The sequence below is a fragment of the Candidatus Photobacterium acropomis genome (assembly GCF_030685555.1).
Taxonomy (GTDB): domain Bacteria; phylum Pseudomonadota; class Gammaproteobacteria; order Enterobacterales; family Vibrionaceae; genus Photobacterium; species Photobacterium lucens.
In genome coordinates this window covers 1282769-1299392 of record NZ_CP131608.1, presented here as the reverse complement: position 1 = coordinate 1299392, position 16624 = coordinate 1282769, and the positions used below count along the sequence as shown (strand labels likewise).

Sequence of the window (16624 nt, the reverse complement as noted above, 5' to 3'; positions counted from 1 at the left end):
ATTAGCGCCCACCTCTTTTGATGACTAAAAAGATAAAGAAGGGGATACCAACGATCGACATTACAACTGTCAGCGGTAAGATGATCCCCGGCATGATCGCTTTACTGGCAATAGAGGCAAGCTCTAATAACACGGCGCCGACAAGAAACGAAGCTGGTAAGAAGAAGCGTTGATCTTCACCTAAAATCATTCTCGCAATATGCGGTGCGACTAAACCGACAAAGCCAACCGCGCCCACGAATGATACTGATAGCGAAGTGATGATTGAAACTAACACCAGGGTTTTCATCCGCAGTCGTTTAACGTTGACGCCCATTGCTTCTGCACGTTCTTGTCCCATCTTTAACGAAGATAAACGCCATGCATCTTTCATCATGATCAACAGCACGATCGGCAGTAAAATCGCTAATATAATGATTTTTTCCCAACTACCACGATCAAGTGAGCCCATTTGCCAGAATACCAAGGTTTGTAACTGGGTTTCGCTGGCAATGTACTGCATCATGATCAGTAAGCTGTCATAAGCAAACATCACCGCGACACCAAATAACATTACGCCTTCAATGGAAATCCGTTTAATGGATGAAATCCCAGCAATGAGTAACGTGGTGAGCAAACACATAATGAAAGCCATCACTGCGATTTGGTATTGCGCAGGAACAAAAGGGATCGCGATAACATTGGTGATCACCAGAGAAGCACCAAAGCCAGCAGCAGCAGAAACACCAAAGGTATACGGATCGGCTAACGGGTTATGCAGTGTGGTTTGCATTTGTGCGCCAGCCAAAGCTAATGCGCCACCAATAAACGGTGCCATTAAGGACATCGGCATACGAATGTCCCACACAATCACTTTGCTTGCTATTGCGCTATGAGAGGGTGAGAAAATCGCAGTAATAACTTGGCTAAAACTTAAGCCTTGCGAGCCAATTAATACATCTGCGATAACGCAGATCACACTTAATATAACTAAGACGATTAGCGCTATTTTCTTATTACGAGCACGGGTGTAATGGGCTTTTAATTCAATGGAAAGACTAGTCACTGTCCCATTGCCTTAAAGTTATTTTGACCGAATAAACCGTTTAGATGACGATCGCCAAATTTGAGGTTCATTTCTTCAAATGTTTTCTCTGGTTGCAGTGTGCTAAACAGTGTTGGGTGGATCCATTTTGAGAAATATTCAATTGCCACTAAGTTATACGGCGAGTTGTAAAACGGCATGTAAATAGAGTAAACGTTTTTCTTTTGGTAAGCATTGACCGCTTTTAGCCAAGGGCGATCCATTAAGCTTTTGGTTGCTTGAGCAATCACTGCTTTATTAGGTGAATAACCGAGAGGAATACCATTGGTTGGTTTGCCATCATCCGTGATCCAACCTGTAGTTTGCATAATATAGACGTCAGGCTTTGCAGTGATCACGGTCTCTGGCGACATCTCACCAGTGTTAGCGCCTTTTAATGGTGCCGTAGCGACATTTGTTGCTTTAAGCATTGGAATGTAAGCGCCCATATTGCCAGTAGCAAACGTGCGGCAACATGAATCACTATAACCAGCGGCACGCTCAATAAAGACACGTTTCATCGCAATATCAGGGTGATTCGCTAAGGTGTTTTTAATTACATCTAGGTGTTGTTGATAATAGTGGGTGAAATCAGTCCCTTGCTTTGAACGGTTAACAGCATCAGCGGCAACTTGTACCGATTTGATGGTGTTCTTAATCGGGTTTTCACGAAAATCGACCGCAAGTACCTTGATCCCTGCATCATCAAGTTTTTTCAATAAGCCTTTATCTTGCGCTAGCTTAATATTTGATAGATCAACGATAAACAAATCCGGTTTTGGTTTTAGGTTAATGAAACGCTCTGCGTCAAATTCACCGGACTTGATCTGTCCAATCACAGGGACGTGTTGTAGAGCAGGGTACTGTTTAATATAACTGGCATACATACTTGGCGCGGAAACACGCATGTCATCACGTGCAGCAACCAAGTGCTTAGCTGCATCACCTTGGTAAATGATTTCGAGCAAAGGGAAAATACGGCTGGTGGATAGGGCAATATTTGTCGGTTGATGGTCAAAGGTGACCTGACGACCAGCGACATCTGTGATTGTTAAAGGGTAGCTATTTGCAAGCGCGGTTCCTGAATAACTAAGTAGTGTGCTGAAGGCTAAAATGCTGGCTGTGACTGTTTTCAAAATGGTTATCCTTAAAATTTTTCGCAAATCTTAATGATAATAATTCCCATTATAAATCTATTTTTGTGAGAGATAAGAATCCGATAATAAAATTAAATGATATTGATTCTCACTTGTGTTTGTGGTTGATGAGTTAAAGCTCTTCACTGTAATCAGGACAAAGATTTCGAGGAGGGCATAAATCCAGATACGTTTAGAAAGTATCTGGATTTATCTTTGCATTAAACACTAGACGGCATTTAGTGCAGAATCAAATCCATCAGCCGAAAGGTTAAAACCTGCAATATCGACATAACTTTTGGTTTCAAATAAATGCATAACTTGCGTCATTTGTGCACCGTTATTACTTAAATAAGCATGGGCAGTACAGGTGTGATTAGTTGGATCGTAATCAGTACTAACGTGTAGTAAAACTTGGGCTGCAACGTTCCAATTACTTAATGCCGATACATATTTCCAACTATTACAGGTACTTTGGCTGGCTGGCATATGATCAATAAAATCTATACGTGTTAATTGATGAGCGCCACTAAAGTGAAAAATATAATTTTGGTTACCAAAATCTGTGTGAGTTAATAATTCATCTTTTGATGGTACGGCTTGATAGGTGTTGTGTTGGGTAGTATCAGCAAAAGCATTGGATGTTGTCAGACAAGAAAAAAGCATGGTGGCGATGAGAAAGGGTGAACGCTTCAGCACTGATATTTACTCCCAAAAGCGTGGCTAATAATTAGGAGAAATAACATGCCTTTTGCTAAAAGTGATAGCAAACGTTTTTAAATCATATATTTGTATAATTACATTCCATTTGTCGAAGATTAACGATTCACATTGTGATGCATTCACTTATTTTCTTATGAATTGTCACATATTCAGTAAAAATTATTACATTTGTATCGATAACATTACGTTTATTTACAATGCTCTAGTGCAGGAATTAAAACGTTACACTTTATTGCTTTAAAAAAATGAGCGCTGCTGTCATATTTTTGACAAGAAAATTTGAATGCATATAGCGTAAATTAAATACGCTGATATAGACGCTCAACCTTTTATTTAATGGATTGTTTTTACATGGATATAGCATCAACGGTATTTAATGCATTGCAGCCTTTGCTTTGGGTGATCCCGGCTCTTATTCTTATTTATGTGATAAAAACGCCATGGTTCAAAGGCTGTGCTGGCGAGTGTATTGTGCATTTTTGTTTGAATAGACTACCTAAAAGTGATTATAAGGTGTTGAAAGACATCACATTACCTTGTGATTCTGGTACGACACAGATCGATCATATTGTGGTTTCAAAATACGGTATTTTCGTGGTTGAAACCAAAAATATGAAAGGTTGGATCTTTGGTGGTACGTATCAGCCAATGTGGAAGCAAACGCTGTTTAAACGTTCCTCGGTATTTAAAAACCCACTTCATCAAAACTATAAGCATATTAAAACCTTACAATCTTTACTTGGGATTGAAGATACGGCATTTCATTCTGTGATTGTTTTTGTGGGAGAAGGCGTTTTTAAATCGGAAATGCCTGAGAATGTCACTAAGTCTGTACGTGCAATGCTACGTTATATTCGCTCATTTGATACGGAGATATTTGATGATAAACAACGAGAAAGCTTCACCGTTAGGATTGAGCAAGCACGATGTAAGCCGGGATTAGCGACTGATTTGGCACATATACGCTCTTTAAAAGTTGCTGAGAAACAAGTAAAAGCAACGAGTTTTCCAGAAGAGCACCACTGTCCGAAATGCGGTTCAAAAATGGTAAAACGTGTTGCGAGAAAAGGTGTTAATGCAGGTAATGCATTTTTAGGTTGTTCGAGTTATCCAAAATGTCGAGCAATTAAAAATATCGTGAGTTAATAGCCACCATGTGTTCTTTTTTGATAAAGCTATTGCGCTGTGATGTCGATAGCTTTTTTTGTTTCTGCACTTTTTCGATCTTATTCACACCCTCCATATATTGCTTTCAATCTATTTAATTAAGACAGCCTAATATAGTTATTATTCTACGCTATTAGTAATGCTAAATTTTATCGGCGATAGTGATAACAATATAAATAAAAGGTTATTAAAGACGTGAAAGCCATAGCCAGCCAAACAGTGCCAAAGCCTATTCATTGCAAAGAAAAAACAATAGCCAATGTATTCTTTATCTTTAGCTTTGTATTATTTTTGGCGCTGCTATTAATCACTATAGCGTTTATGCGTGATGAGAGTGCTGGCATTATATGGCTATTTGCAATGCTGCCATTTGTTGCTTTTCTTTTGTTGATGTTTTTTATTGGGCGTTATTACCGTAAAAAATATAACTTGTTAGGAGATACGCCGTTATACCTACCGGAAACACAATATACATTAGGCCGCTTATTGCCAGCGATGATTGAAATAGATCATCCACAATTTACTCGGGTAGCGAATGTGACCTTATGCTGTTTACAATCGACGTCTGGTCGTTCATCGGCAATAAATACAGTATGGCAATCAGATATTATGATTGAACCTGAATACAGTAATAACCAAACCCATTTGTTATTTAATTTATTCATTCCAACTTCAGAAAAGGCAACGGATACGAGTGGTTTTTCTAAGACTAAATATGTTTGGGAAGTGTCATTTGAATACATCGATAAAATGACCAAAGTGAAGCGAAGTTGGGTGATCCCTGTAGTGTAAGGGTAATGTCATTTTATGCCGATGACGTGCTACAAACCTCAATGAACTTAATCTAGATTAAAGTTTTTCCTCATATTATCAGTACAATCCTCCCCTAAATGACAAATTGGTCAGTATTTGAAAAAGAATAGGCATATTCTAATGTGTCTGTTCTTTTTTGTTCTCTGTTTGATGATATATCAAGAATAAGATGAAAGAGGCTTCACGTTGAGTAAATTGTTTTCTGCGACTCGCATTGGTTCGATGACCTTAAAAAACCGCTTTGTCCGTAGCGCGACATGGGAAAATATGGCCACAGAAGATGGTCATATGACAGATAAGCTTTATGCGATTTATGAAGAATTAGCGCAAGGTGAAGTAGGGTTAATTGTCACAGGTTATGCCAATATCGTTGCAGAAGAAAAGCCCAATGAAGGCATGATGGGTATGTACAATGATTCGTTCATTGATGAGTACCAAAAGCTGACTGATCTCGTTCATCAATATGACTCAAAAATCGTTATGCAGCTGGCTTATGGTGGTACTAAAACTACTTATAATGTTGGCGAGCGCGTAATTTTTGCGCCAAGTGCTGTGTGTGAAAAAAGCACCCAAACACTGGGTAAAGCCATGACGAAAGAAGAAATTGACTACATTGTTGATGCGTTTGCAAAAGCCAGTGTTCGTGCTCAGCAAGCAGGTTTTGATGGTGTAGAAATTCATGCTGCGCACACTTACTTGATCAATCAGTTCTTAAGTCCTTACTACAATCAACGTGAAGATGAATACGGCGGTAGTTTGGAAAACCGTATGCGTTTCTTGGTTGAAATTTTTAATGAGATCAGAAAACGTGTTGGTGATGATTTTCCAATTCTTGTAAAACTCACAGCAACTGAGTTTTTTGAAGGCGGCTTAACCTTTGATGAAACCCGTATTGTTTGCAAAAAACTAGAAGCGCTAGGTGTGGATGCACTGATCATCTCAGGCAATATTCATGGTAAAGCAGATACCATGATCGGTGAAATGCACGATGGTTACGCAATTCAAGAAGAAGGTTATTTCAGCGAATATGGTCGTGTGATCAGCGATGAAGTAAATGTGCCAATCATGACTGTGGGTGGTTTAAGCGATTACTGTGCAATTGAAGCATTGGCTGACAATACTAATATTGCACTGTTTGCGTTCTCTCGTCCGTTACTCACCGAGCCACAACTGATCAAACGCTGGAAAGACGGCAACTTAACAGAAGTAGAGTGTGAGCGATGCTCAAAATGTCGTACTAAGCGTGGTAATTTCTGCGTAACCTCCAAGCAACGTAAAGCGCAAATTGCAGCGTTATAATTTCTTTATTCAAATAAAAAGAAAGAGTTAGCATCAAGGTGCTAACTCTTTTATGGGCTAAAGCAAGATTATTCCGATAAGCTTAAATTGCCACTTTTTTGCTGCCATTGCTGAAACCATGCATCAATACTACTGTACGGCAGTGGTGGTGAAATAAAGTAACCTTGTGCTAATTGGCATTTCATTGCTTGTAACTGTTGCCACAATGATAAGTTTTCAACGCCTTCAGCGACGGTTTCCAGGTTTAAACGCTTAGTCAGCAGTAAACAAGATTCAACAATCGCTTCAGCCGTTACACTGGTTGGGATCGCTTGGATAAAACTCAAATCCAGTTTTAATGAGTTAAATGTCAAAGTTTCTAATTGTTTAAGTGACGAATAACCTGTTCCAAAGTCATCAATGGATAAAACAAAATCATGCATGCTCAAGCGTGATGCTGATTCAATGGCTTGACCGACCGATTCGAAGATCTCTGACTCAGTTAGTTCAAAATAAACCCATTGATTTAAATCCTGATATTGCTCTTTAAGTTGTAATACACAGTTAATGAAATGGGGATCAACCAGCGTTTTAGACGAAATGTTAATAGCGATTTTTCGGTTATGAAAATACGAGCGATAACAAATCACATAGTTAAGAATAAATAGCGCTAACTTTTTCTCTCTATTGTGCTGCATGATTTGATCAATAAATTGATACGCAGGCACAGTGCCATATTCAGGGTGAACTAACCGGATCAAAGCTTCACAAGCGACCCATTCTCCCGTTGTTAGCGATACAATCGGCTGAAAATACGGAACAAACCAACCTTGTTCAAAGGCATTATCAATAAAAGCTTCATCTAAGATAATTTCAGATGTCGCACCTTGATTGGTTACCGTGCTGCATTCTTTCGCTTGCTTTAACAGTATGCTTAATTGTTTTAAACACGTTGGCTTCGATAACGAACCTAACAGGTTTAAATCATAATTGAGGCACATTTTTTCAACACTCGTTAAAATGTCTTGCTTAAGTGCACTGGTGATAATGATTGAACCTTTATAGTTTTGTTTGGCAATGTGGCCGAGAAAGCTAATCCCGTCCATCTCAGGCATGTTTAAATCACATAATAATAAATGAGGCTGATATTGCTGCATGATCTTTAATGCGTCAGCACCATTGATAGCACATTGGATCTCATCGTTATCTGAGTCAATAATACGTGCCAATTGTGTGGTTAACACTTGGCGCTGAAAATGATGATCTTCAATTAAAAGTATACGCATACTATAGGTTCTTAATCGTAATGACTTGCTGCTTTAGCAAACGAACAAGTGTTTTCATATCGTTATAATATTGTTCAAATTCAATGGCTTGATTTTGAGTAATTGCACTTTCAATGGTTTGACATAATTGATCTAGCTGGTGGAATGCCATCACCTTTGCTGCACCTTTTGCACGGTGTATAACAAGGTTAATTAGTTCAAGATTGCTCTCTTCAATGGCTTGTTTTAACTCACTTAAATCGCTGTCACAAGAGGCTAAGTATTGCGTCAGAATGTCTAAGCTTGTTTCGCGATCACCAAAGATAGTATCGAGTTCATTGATATCAATTAACGCAGTTTCCGATATTTTACTAACATTGCCATTCTCATCATCAAGGTTTGCATTGTCATTTTTACTCTTGAGTGCAGGTAGCCACTGATAAAGCACAGTTTCCAGTTCTTTTAATGTAATAGGTTTAATTAAATAGTCATTAAATCCAATTTCTTGGAAATGTGTTTTATTTGATAGTGCATCAGCAGTAAGTGCCAAAATAGGTAAGGGTGCTAATGTTGATAATTGCTCTTGCTGACGAATCGCTTTTACCAATTCAAAGCCATCTAATTCTGGCATATGGCAATCGGAGATCAGCAGATTATATTTTTTGTTAGCCATAGCGTCGAGCGCTTTTTTACCATTATCTACAATATCGACAGCACAATTTAATAGCTCTAATTGCTGCTTTAGAATTTGTTGATTAATCGGGTGATCTTCGGCAACTAAAATATAACGACCTTGCTTAATGGCAAGTTCACGATCAAGCTTATTGGCTACCTGAGGCTGCGTAGTTTGCTCTATATCCTGACTTTCTTTTTCATTGGCAAGAGCACGATATAGCTCATTAGGCAGTAATGGGCTGAGTGATAAATGTGAACCATTTGCTTGGTTTTGAGTTAAATAGTGATCCGGTGACGTGATGATGACAACGTTCATTGACGGTAAGTTTGCTTTTAACCATGCAGCATCAACTTTGTTCGCCTTACACCACATATCATGGATTAAAATGGTATCGATTTTTTTAGTCGATATAACAAAAGGTAATTTTGCTTTATTCGTGATCGTCAAATGTGAATATTCACACTGCCAAGCGGTGAGGTATTCATTTAAATGTGGGTCGTTAATATCACCAATAAGACCGCAATGTTTATGTAGAGGTTGGACATCACGTTTTTCTATAATCGGGAAAGGGACGATGACGGTGAAAGCTGTGCCTTTACCCACTTCGCTACTGGCATGAATATCACCATCCATAAGTTGAACGAGTTGATAACAAATAGAAAGCCCAAGACCTGTACCACTAAATCGACGGTTGCTGCTTTGCTCAACTTGTACAAAAGGTTGGAACAATTGTTCTAAATCGTCGGATTTAATACCGATCCCCGTATCATGGATAGTGAAAGCCAGAGTTTGTACGTTATTCGTTTCTTTTATGACATCAACAGCCAGATGAATATTACCTTTGGTTGTAAATTTAATTGCGTTATTTAGTAGGTTATTAAGCACTTGCGTTAGACGAATATCATCAAAAGATAAGTAATGGGCAACGGATGGGTCGAGCCAGAGAGTAAATGAAATCTCTTTTTGTTGTGCATGAATAGAGTGCGGCTGTACTAAAGCATGAATGAGATCAGATAGCACATGACGACTTGGATTAATGTTTAATTTACCAGCTTCAATCTTAGAGAAATCTAAAACATCATTGACAATATTGAGCAAATTAAGCCCTGATTGCGACAAGTTATGGTGAATTTGACGCAACTCTGGCTTTTGTGCATGGGGTTCCATTAACTCTAATAAGCTGAGAATACCACTAATCGGGGTGCGTATTTCGTGGCTCATCATTGCAAGAAATCGGGATTTCGATTCGGTTGCCGCTAATGATTTTTCATTGGCTTCCATTAACGCCACTTGTTGCTCTTTGGTTTGGGTAATATCTAAAATAATGGTGTTCCATTGCCAGCCATTTTCTACTTCTGTGATTTGGCAGCGTAATTCGATCCACCTTGGGTGATAAGTTTGCGTTTGGATTTGCAGGTTTGTACTCCAGTAACCGACAGTGACAGCATGTTTCATTGCGGCGTAAAGTACTTCGATGTCATCTCGTTTATTTAGTTGTTCAAATAGTACTTCGGAATTAGCATACAGATCTGCAGCATTAATATTAATGAAGTTATTGATTTTCTCGCTAATGAACAGAAACTCTACATCAAAAGGATCTTCGCTTTTTTGAATGTGTTGAATCAGTGCACCATCAAAGTTATTGGTTAGGTACGTAAGCTTTTGTTCAACATTTTTACGTTGAGTTATTTCACGACTTAAACGACGATTCCAATAAATTATAAAAATAACTATTAATGTAGAAATCGATATTACTGTTATTAATTTACTGTAATTAACGGAAGATTTAATTGTAACTGAGTTTAACCTTCTTTTAATGTCAGAAAATGTTTGCTCAGAGAATGAGTTTAATATTTTATTTATAATATTTCGTAAAACAAAATTATCACGACTAACGGCAAAGCTAATACTGCGAGGGTGATTATCCAATTTACTTGGAACAATTTTTAATTGTCCTAAAAATTCATTTTGCAATAATATCTGTACTTGAGAAAGAGAGATAACGGCATAATCAATATCATTATTGATTAATCCCATAAGTAAACTTTTTTGTGAGTCAAAAGTGACCATGTTATTATTTGGATACAAGTTCTTCGTTAAACTTTTTACAAATCCTGTATCAATAACACCAATTGACTCATTTCTGCTGATACCGTAAATATTATTATTTGAAAATTTATTAACAATAACCCAAGATTCACTACCAAATGGCATGGTGAAGTGTACTTGTTTTTTACGTAGAGGAGAGATCGCGACAGCGCTTAAAATATCAATCTCACCACGATTGAGCATTTCTTTGGCCATATCGTAGTCATCAACATGCACAAACTTAAACTGCACACCAAGTATATCGCTGAACTTATTAATAATATCAGCTACTTGAAGGTAGATAGTGTCGTTTTCTTTGTAACATGTTTTATCAAAATTGTAGCCAATACGTAGGGTGGAAACTGAATTAAGATAATCTTTTTCAATCTTAGATAGTTTTATATCATTAGGATGCTCTAATAGTTCAATTTGACTTTTTGTTAGCCATTTATTATATATATTTTCTAATTCTTCATCTTGTAATGAAGATATTTCATCATTGATGATATTAAGTAGATAAGAATTAACTTTAGATGTTGCAATATGCATTTTATCTAATGGTAATTGCTCTACAGTAGAGAACTTTAAAGTTGTTTTAATATTTGCTTTACGATAAAGATTATGAAGTGTAATAGCGTTACCAATATAGGCATCACTAATCCCAGTTTCTACTGAATTTAAAGCAATTAATATATCAGGCATGATCAGCGCTGATATATTATCACTTTTCTGTTGTAGTAATTCATTCGACAGAAAACCATCTTCAATAGCAATGATTTTTTGTTCTTTATTTGAATATGATTTATTACTTATCATGCCATAAGGAACAGCAAGAATAGGCAGGCTGAATGCCATTTTTTTCTTTCTTTCAAAAGAACGGCTAATACCGACAATCAGGTCAATCTCATTTTTTTCTAATGCAGAAATAATATCGTTAGGATCATTAAAGGCAATGGCTTCTACAGCAAAATTACCTTTTGTTGCAAGATGATCCATTAAGTCGGGTAAAAGCCCCGAAAGTTCATTTTTACTGGTTGTGAACAGTAAAGGTGACCAACCTAATGCAAGATAGCCCGCTTTTAATTTAGTGCGTTCGTGATCGGTATTTGCCCAGCACAGTGACGTGAACAATACGCTTAATATGATAAGTAAGTAGCGCATCAGTGTTTCTCGGAAAATTAGTAAAGAGGTTTGTTGAGTACTGCGTGCTTACTTTTCAGCTTTAAGTACCATTCAGGTTTGTTCTCTTGTGATTCAAACACCCAACGTGCTTCGATGATCAAGTTTTTATCGCTGAGGTATAAATCCAAATAACCTCGAGCGTACATTTCAACAATGCAACGACCTAAAGTGATATCAAAGCGATACAAAGGCCAAAGGGTGACGATTAACTGACCCGCGATATGAAATTGTTTTTGTTTAACCAGCTGAAGGGCGTATTTATATTCAGCTGATTTGTTTTCATTGATCTTAGCGGTTTGTGCCTTTAACCAAATTTGTTTAATGATGTTATGCGGTTCATTAGGGTTATCATTAAATTTTTTCTCTAATTGTTGTGAATATTTCACAATATGGCTGTGCATTGAAAGACGTATTGCCACACTAAGGGCAATGATCAAAAACTCACTTGATAAATCATGTTGCTCTAGTTCTTCAATACTTGAAATAGCCGTCATAAAATCACGATAAGCGACAAGAGTAGAGTGAGTTTCGGTGGCTTGATAGGCACGTAGTAGGTACAGATAAGCGCGATCATGTTTGGTGTATTTTTGCAGTTGGCTGATCTGCCCCCAAAGTTTCTCAACGGGCACATTTTTTTTGCTGTGTTGATGTAATTGCACCCAGACTAAAAAAGCGTAGTTTTGTGGCCTATCCCAAATAGAATAACGCAGTGAGGCGCAGGCTTCTCTGATATGACGATCAATCTCCGTATCATGTTGAAGGCAGAATTCAATCCAGATCAGTCCAAATAAACGGTACAGATTATTACGGCTTAACTTGTGTGCTGATAACCAAAACTCATACCCCATACTGATACGGTTTTGTTTGATCGCAGCCCTTGCTTTTAGATCTAATAAACTTAAATGTTGTTGTGGGCTCGAAGAATTAATAGAGGTTAAAAAAGGGAGTAATTGTTCGAGCTTATTTTGTGATAACCACAGCTGTGCTAATAATAATTTAGCCGGGACATAGTCATTTTGTTGCAAAATATCATTGAGCATAAGTTCAATGTCAGCATGATTTTCGCTTTTATTATTAATAAGTAATCGTTTAGCGAGCGTTGTTACTGCAGACCAATATTTGTCACAGTAAGAGTGATTCTCTAAAAAGCGTTGTGCACCAAACCAACCATTTGATTGATAATTTTCGAATACAGCATTATCGAAATTATGTTTATTAAAATGAAAATTAATTCGAGATGTAAGGGTTTCTAGTCGAAAGGGTTTAATTAAATAATCGGTCGGTTGATATTCAGAAAAACCCATAAGAATAGATTCTGAGTCATCAGCTGTAACAATAAAAATAAGCGGATTATGTGCGATTAATTGATTGTGATGGAGCCTTTCAAGTAGCTGAAGACCAGTGCTTCCTAGCCCTAAGTTGAAATCAATAAAAATAATATCAAACATTTGTCGCTGACATAGTTTCACTGCATCTTGAGCATTTGATGCTGTAAAGATCCGCTGAGCTTCAAACTTACCTTTGAGTAAAATTAATTTTGTAGTTTGTTGAATAATAGCACTATCGTCGACAATAAGAATGGATTGACTATTTGTCATATACGCTCATCAAAAGAAAGAAATTTGTATCTAATGGATATGATTTTGAGGGATGCGTATATTATTTCTTTTATAAAATCATAACAAACCATCATATGTAAGAGAATGTAATATTCCGGAGTGGTATGATCTCGGCGATTTGATAAGGAAATAAAAATGAGCGTATATATAAATAACAATGGTTGATTTCTTGTATTTAGCGTAGGTGCTAATACATGATTGAATATGAAACTTATGCTCGTTAGGTTACGCTTTAAGTCATTTGTAATAGTCTTTTAAAAGCTAAATAAGTAAGGCGAGTGGATTTGGATTCAAGGAGGAGATGTCATCGAAGTCATGGTGGTATCGCAAATTCTTACCTTGGTAGCATATGGTGAGATCACCACACTTTTCCTTACTTGGTACTTTTTACGAGATAAGCGTCATAACTTGTTCTTTTTCTAAAATTTTTTTCGACTGAATTCAAAATTTTATAAAATACACTTGGCGGTTTAATATTGATAACCTTATTTTATGCCTCGTTGTTTTTTTACTTTATTTTCAATGTATTAAATATGCTTTAACAACAATGTATGTTGTAAAAGCAAGTGCTTAGTTAATTAAATTACAATTGTGGCAAGTAGGGTATTGCTTGCTGCGCAATTTACTTGGTTTTTATAAATAAGGATATTTTGTTATGAAATCAGTGTTATCGTTCAATTCAATGCTAACTCCTAAATTAGTGACTGGTCTTTACTGGTTATTGTTAATCGTGGCGTTAGTAGCAGGTCTTGGTACGATGTTTGGTGGTTATGGCGGCTTTTCGATCCAGAAGTTTTTTATGGGGCTTTTAACCATGGCTGGTGGTGCAATTGCGGCACGTATTTGGTGTGAATTGATGATTGTTATTTTCAAAATTAATGAAAATCTTCAGTTCTTGAAAGAAACTAAGAAAGAAACACAAGCGTAATTGATGGGTGGTTTAACGCTTTAATACCCATTTTACTCATCGTTTTTTATGTTGAGTACTAATGACCATTAATAAAAAGGAGGCTAAGCCTCCTTTTTCTCTTTATCGTTTATGTTTACTGTTTTTGTTACTGAGTTCTTAATCGTTGCCAGTATTTTTCATAGATAGCTAAGGCTTGTGGCCCAACATCATTAATAAACTCACCATTCTGAATGTCTTTTTCAGAAGGATAAATCGTTAGATTATTTTTAAAATGTTCTGGTAATAAACTTCGTCCACCGTTAGTGGCAGAAGCATAGCCAAGGCTGGTGACGATTTCAGCTTGTTGTTCTGGTTGATACATAAAGTTAATAAATTTATGTGCTAATGCTTTTTGTGTACTGCCTGAAGGGATCGTAAAGTTGTCCATCCACATAACAGCACCCTCTTCAGGGAGAACGAAAGTTAGCTCCGGCATCACTTCTTGGCCTTGAAATGCATTACCATTCCATTGCATACCGACCATGGTTTCTCCTGAAACATAAGGTACTTGTGGTGCATCTGAATTATATAGCAATACATTGTGTTGCAAACTGACTAACGACTCGTAAGCTTGTTTAATTTCAGCTTCATTTTGGCTATTAACACTAAAACCATTCATTTTGAGCGCCATACCGAAAACATCACGAATATCATCAATGAGCATCACTTGTTGCTCATATTTTTTATCCCAAAGATCTGCCCAACGAGTGAGTGGAGTGTCGACTAAACTGGCGTTGTAACTGATCCCTGTGATACCCCAAATATATGGTAATGAATAATCATTTTTTGGGTCATGGGCTTGTGCCAGTAATCCGGGCATAGTGTCTTTCATATTTGGGATCTGGTTATGATCAAGTTGGGTTAATAATCCTTCTCGTCCCATTTTCTCGATAAAGTAAGCTGAAGCAAAAACCACATCATAACCACTACCATTGAGCAGTTTTAGTTTGGTATACATTGATTCATTATTCTCAAAAGTCGAATAATTAATCGAGATGTTTTCTTGTTTTTCAAATGCCTTTAGTGATGTCTCTGGTAAGTATCCGCCCCAAGCAAAAATGTTTAAAACCTTATTATCAGCATGGGATAACGAGGTGAAAAGGAGGGTGCTTAGTAGGAGTCCTTTTAATATTTGTTTCATGCTTTCTATCCATAGATTGCCAGCACCATGCTGGTTTCGATGAATAATTAGTCACGTGTGGTTAAATGTGAAGAAAAATAAATTCATCGTTATGATTGTTAAATTTTATCGTTTTGGATTGCTTTACAAATATGAGTGATTTCTAGGTTAGCGGCACACCTAATGAGGGAGTAAAACCAAAGATGCCTAAAGGTTTGCTATACGGAATGCAGACATATTGCTATTTTACTTTGATGTCAAAACACTAAATAAAAGAGAATGATGAGAGCATCTTTAAGAAAGACGATCGTTACTGTATGTAATAAGAAAATAGCCAGCAAAGGTGAAAATGTTGGCGTGTCTTTTTATGCGTTTTTTAAAAACAAAAATGATGATCCAGAACTATTAATGGAAGCTGCTGAGTGGTGGATCAAAACTCATCAACTCGATCATTTTGAAAAAGCTGCCAAGATCAGAGCAATGGTCGTCGCTGGTGAATAAAAATCCCGCTTTGATATCGCAGAATAGCGGATAAATAAAGGCGTGAAGATAACTTTCATGTTAGTTTCCACGCACTATTTTTGTATATCGTCATTGGAGTAAACATTGAAAATTGAAGTATCTGTTCAGCCGTCTGAGCATCAATTACAAGTGATAAGTGATGGTATTAGTGCGTTTAATGCACCGTATTTACCTAATGATGGTGAGTTTGAATCTGGCTTACGTTTTGCGATTATGGCGCAGAATGATAAGGGTGAATATGTTGGCGGATTGCAAGCGAGTGTAGTGTGGAGCTACTGTGTTTTAGAGTTACTTTGGCTGTCAGAAGAAACTCGAGGACAAGGGATTGGTACTAAGCTTATAGAGCAGTTAGTGACGTTGGCTAAGGAAAAACAGTTAACGCAAATCCGTACTGAAACCTTGGATTTTCAAGCCAAACCATTTTATGAAAAACTGGGCTTTACTGTTTATGGTGAATTAGCAGATTCACCCAAAGGACATACAACATACTTCTTGGTGAAAATGCTGTGACTTTTATCGTTATTTAGAGGCTAAATATGAACAAGTATCTGTTTCTTGCTTTAGTTTGTTTGTCGTTCCCCACATTGGCTGCAAAGAAAGTATTGGATTGCGATAACCCTCGTAACACCCTTGAAATTAACGAATGTGCAGCAGGTAAGTTAGATGTCGCACAGGCAGAATTAGAGAAATATTTTGCTGCCAGTATTGAGCATAATAAAGAAGATCCAAAGCTAGTTAAGGCGATTGAGCAAGCGCAAAAAGATTGGGAAGTGTATATGAAAGCCCAGTGTAGTGCGGTTTATACGCAGTGGCGTGACGGTACGATCCGTAATGTTATGGCGTTAGATTGTAAAACCCAGCTTACCAAAGAAAGAACTCATGATATTTGGATGCATTTCTTAACTTATATGGACAGTACGCCTCCGGTACTACCAGAACCACCAAAGAACTAATATAAGCTGAATGATAAAAGCTCTGTACAAACCGATTGTGCAGAGCTTTTTTAGTTTAAGTCATAAGTAG

14 protein-coding genes are annotated in these 16624 nt (G+C 37.2%); 7 read left to right on the top strand and 7 right to left on the bottom strand.

Going from position 1 to position 16624, the window contains the following annotated elements; translation table 11 throughout:
• Nucleotide 1: 1 nt before the first annotated feature.
• From Q7657_RS05855 to Q7657_RS05845, 3 genes are all read right to left on the bottom strand, one after another.
• Complete coding sequence (locus tag Q7657_RS05855; RefSeq protein WP_107166248.1) at nucleotides 2-1045, bottom strand: FecCD family ABC transporter permease; 1044 nt, start codon at nucleotides 1043-1045, stop codon at nucleotides 2-4.
• On the bottom strand, nucleotides 1042-2199 hold the full coding sequence (locus Q7657_RS05850; protein WP_107166247.1) for an ABC transporter substrate-binding protein: 1158 nt from the start codon (nucleotides 2197-2199) through the stop codon (nucleotides 1042-1044). Before Q7657_RS05850 ends, Q7657_RS05855 begins: the two co-directional genes overlap by 4 nt.
• A 228-nt stretch (nucleotides 2200-2427) precedes the next feature.
• Entirely contained in the window at nucleotides 2428-2898 is a 471-nt protein-coding gene (locus tag Q7657_RS05845; protein WP_107166246.1) for a hypothetical protein, read from the bottom strand.
• A 375-nt stretch (nucleotides 2899-3273) separates the two neighbouring features.
• Between Q7657_RS05845 and Q7657_RS05840 the strand changes: the two genes are divergently transcribed.
• The 3 genes from Q7657_RS05840 to Q7657_RS05830 all read left to right on the top strand — a co-directional run bounded on the left by Q7657_RS05840 (nucleotide 3274) and on the right by Q7657_RS05830 (nucleotide 6201).
• The gene (locus Q7657_RS05840) at nucleotides 3274-4068 is read left to right on the top strand and encodes an NERD domain-containing protein (protein ID WP_107166245.1); all 795 of its coding nucleotides are present in this window, start codon (nucleotides 3274-3276) and stop codon (nucleotides 4066-4068) included.
• Nucleotides 4069-4284: 216 nt separating this feature from the next.
• Nucleotides 4285-4881, top strand: a complete 597-nt coding sequence (locus Q7657_RS05835; protein ID WP_107166244.1) for a hypothetical protein — start codon at nucleotides 4285-4287, stop codon at nucleotides 4879-4881.
• A gap of 207 nt (nucleotides 4882-5088) precedes the next feature.
• Nucleotides 5089-6201 (top strand): NADH:flavin oxidoreductase, encoded by a 1113-nt coding sequence (locus Q7657_RS05830; RefSeq protein WP_107166243.1) that lies wholly within the window; start codon nucleotides 5089-5091, stop codon nucleotides 6199-6201.
• Between the two features lie 68 nt (nucleotides 6202-6269).
• Here Q7657_RS05830 and Q7657_RS05825 read toward each other — a convergent pair whose 3' ends face one another.
• Genes Q7657_RS05825 through Q7657_RS05815 form a run of 3 tightly spaced genes read right to left on the bottom strand, consistent with a single transcriptional unit; the run spans nucleotide 6270 to nucleotide 12989 of the window.
• Nucleotides 6270-7466 (bottom strand): EAL domain-containing response regulator, encoded by a 1197-nt coding sequence (locus tag Q7657_RS05825; protein ID WP_107166242.1) that lies wholly within the window; start codon nucleotides 7464-7466, stop codon nucleotides 6270-6272.
• A 1-nt stretch (nucleotide 7467) separates the two neighbouring features.
• Nucleotides 7468-11370, bottom strand: coding sequence for an ATP-binding protein (locus Q7657_RS05820; protein ID WP_107166241.1), 3903 nt, complete (start codon nucleotides 11368-11370; stop codon nucleotides 7468-7470).
• A 17-nt stretch (nucleotides 11371-11387) separates the two neighbouring features.
• A complete protein-coding gene (locus Q7657_RS05815; protein ID WP_107166240.1) occupies nucleotides 11388-12989 on the bottom strand; it encodes a response regulator in 1602 nt (533 codons plus the stop codon).
• A gap of 676 nt (nucleotides 12990-13665) precedes the next feature.
• Here Q7657_RS05815 and Q7657_RS05810 point away from each other — a divergent pair.
• Nucleotides 13666-13938 carry a DUF4282 domain-containing protein gene (locus Q7657_RS05810; RefSeq protein ID WP_107166239.1) on the top strand — a complete coding sequence of 91 codons (273 nt, stop codon included), beginning with the start codon at nucleotides 13666-13668 and terminating at the stop codon, nucleotides 13936-13938.
• Between the two features lie 127 nt (nucleotides 13939-14065).
• Here Q7657_RS05810 and Q7657_RS05805 read toward each other — a convergent pair whose 3' ends face one another.
• On the bottom strand, nucleotides 14066-15100 hold the full coding sequence (locus tag Q7657_RS05805) for an ABC transporter substrate-binding protein (protein ID WP_107166238.1): 1035 nt from the start codon (nucleotides 15098-15100) through the stop codon (nucleotides 14066-14068).
• Nucleotides 15101-15361: 261 nt separating this feature from the next.
• Between Q7657_RS05805 and Q7657_RS05800 the strand changes: the two genes are divergently transcribed.
• The 3 genes from Q7657_RS05800 to Q7657_RS05790 all read left to right on the top strand — a co-directional run bounded on the left by Q7657_RS05800 (nucleotide 15362) and on the right by Q7657_RS05790 (nucleotide 16554).
• Nucleotides 15362-15580 carry a DUF6500 family protein gene (locus tag Q7657_RS05800; protein WP_107166237.1) on the top strand — a complete coding sequence of 73 codons (219 nt, stop codon included), beginning with the start codon at nucleotides 15362-15364 and terminating at the stop codon, nucleotides 15578-15580.
• 105 nt (nucleotides 15581-15685) lie between these two features.
• The gene (locus Q7657_RS05795) at nucleotides 15686-16111 is read left to right on the top strand and encodes a GNAT family N-acetyltransferase (RefSeq protein ID WP_107166236.1); all 426 of its coding nucleotides are present in this window, start codon (nucleotides 15686-15688) and stop codon (nucleotides 16109-16111) included.
• A 26-nt stretch (nucleotides 16112-16137) separates the two neighbouring features.
• On the top strand, nucleotides 16138-16554 hold the full coding sequence (locus tag Q7657_RS05790) for a lysozyme inhibitor LprI family protein (RefSeq protein ID WP_107166235.1): 417 nt from the start codon (nucleotides 16138-16140) through the stop codon (nucleotides 16552-16554).
• Nucleotides 16555-16624 lie beyond the last annotated feature (70 nt).

Coding starts and splice junctions, on each gene's coding strand:
- Q7657_RS05810 (WP_107166239.1), top strand. CDS start 13,666: ATGAAATCAGTGTTATCGTTCAATTCAATGCTAACTCCTAAATTAGTG.
- Q7657_RS05805 (WP_107166238.1), bottom strand. CDS start 15,100: ATGAAACAAATATTAAAAGGACTCCTACTAAGCACCCTCCTTTTCACC.
- Q7657_RS05815 (WP_107166240.1), bottom strand. CDS start 12,989: ATGACAAATAGTCAATCCATTCTTATTGTCGACGATAGTGCTATTATT.
- Q7657_RS05790 (WP_107166235.1), top strand. CDS start 16,138: ATGAACAAGTATCTGTTTCTTGCTTTAGTTTGTTTGTCGTTCCCCACA.
- Q7657_RS05820 (WP_107166241.1), bottom strand. CDS start 11,370: ATGCGCTACTTACTTATCATATTAAGCGTATTGTTCACGTCACTGTGC.
- Q7657_RS05825 (WP_107166242.1), bottom strand. CDS start 7,466: ATGCGTATACTTTTAATTGAAGATCATCATTTTCAGCGCCAAGTGTTA.
- Q7657_RS05840 (WP_107166245.1), top strand. CDS start 3,274: ATGGATATAGCATCAACGGTATTTAATGCATTGCAGCCTTTGCTTTGG.
- Q7657_RS05800 (WP_107166237.1), top strand. CDS start 15,362: ATGAGAGCATCTTTAAGAAAGACGATCGTTACTGTATGTAATAAGAAA.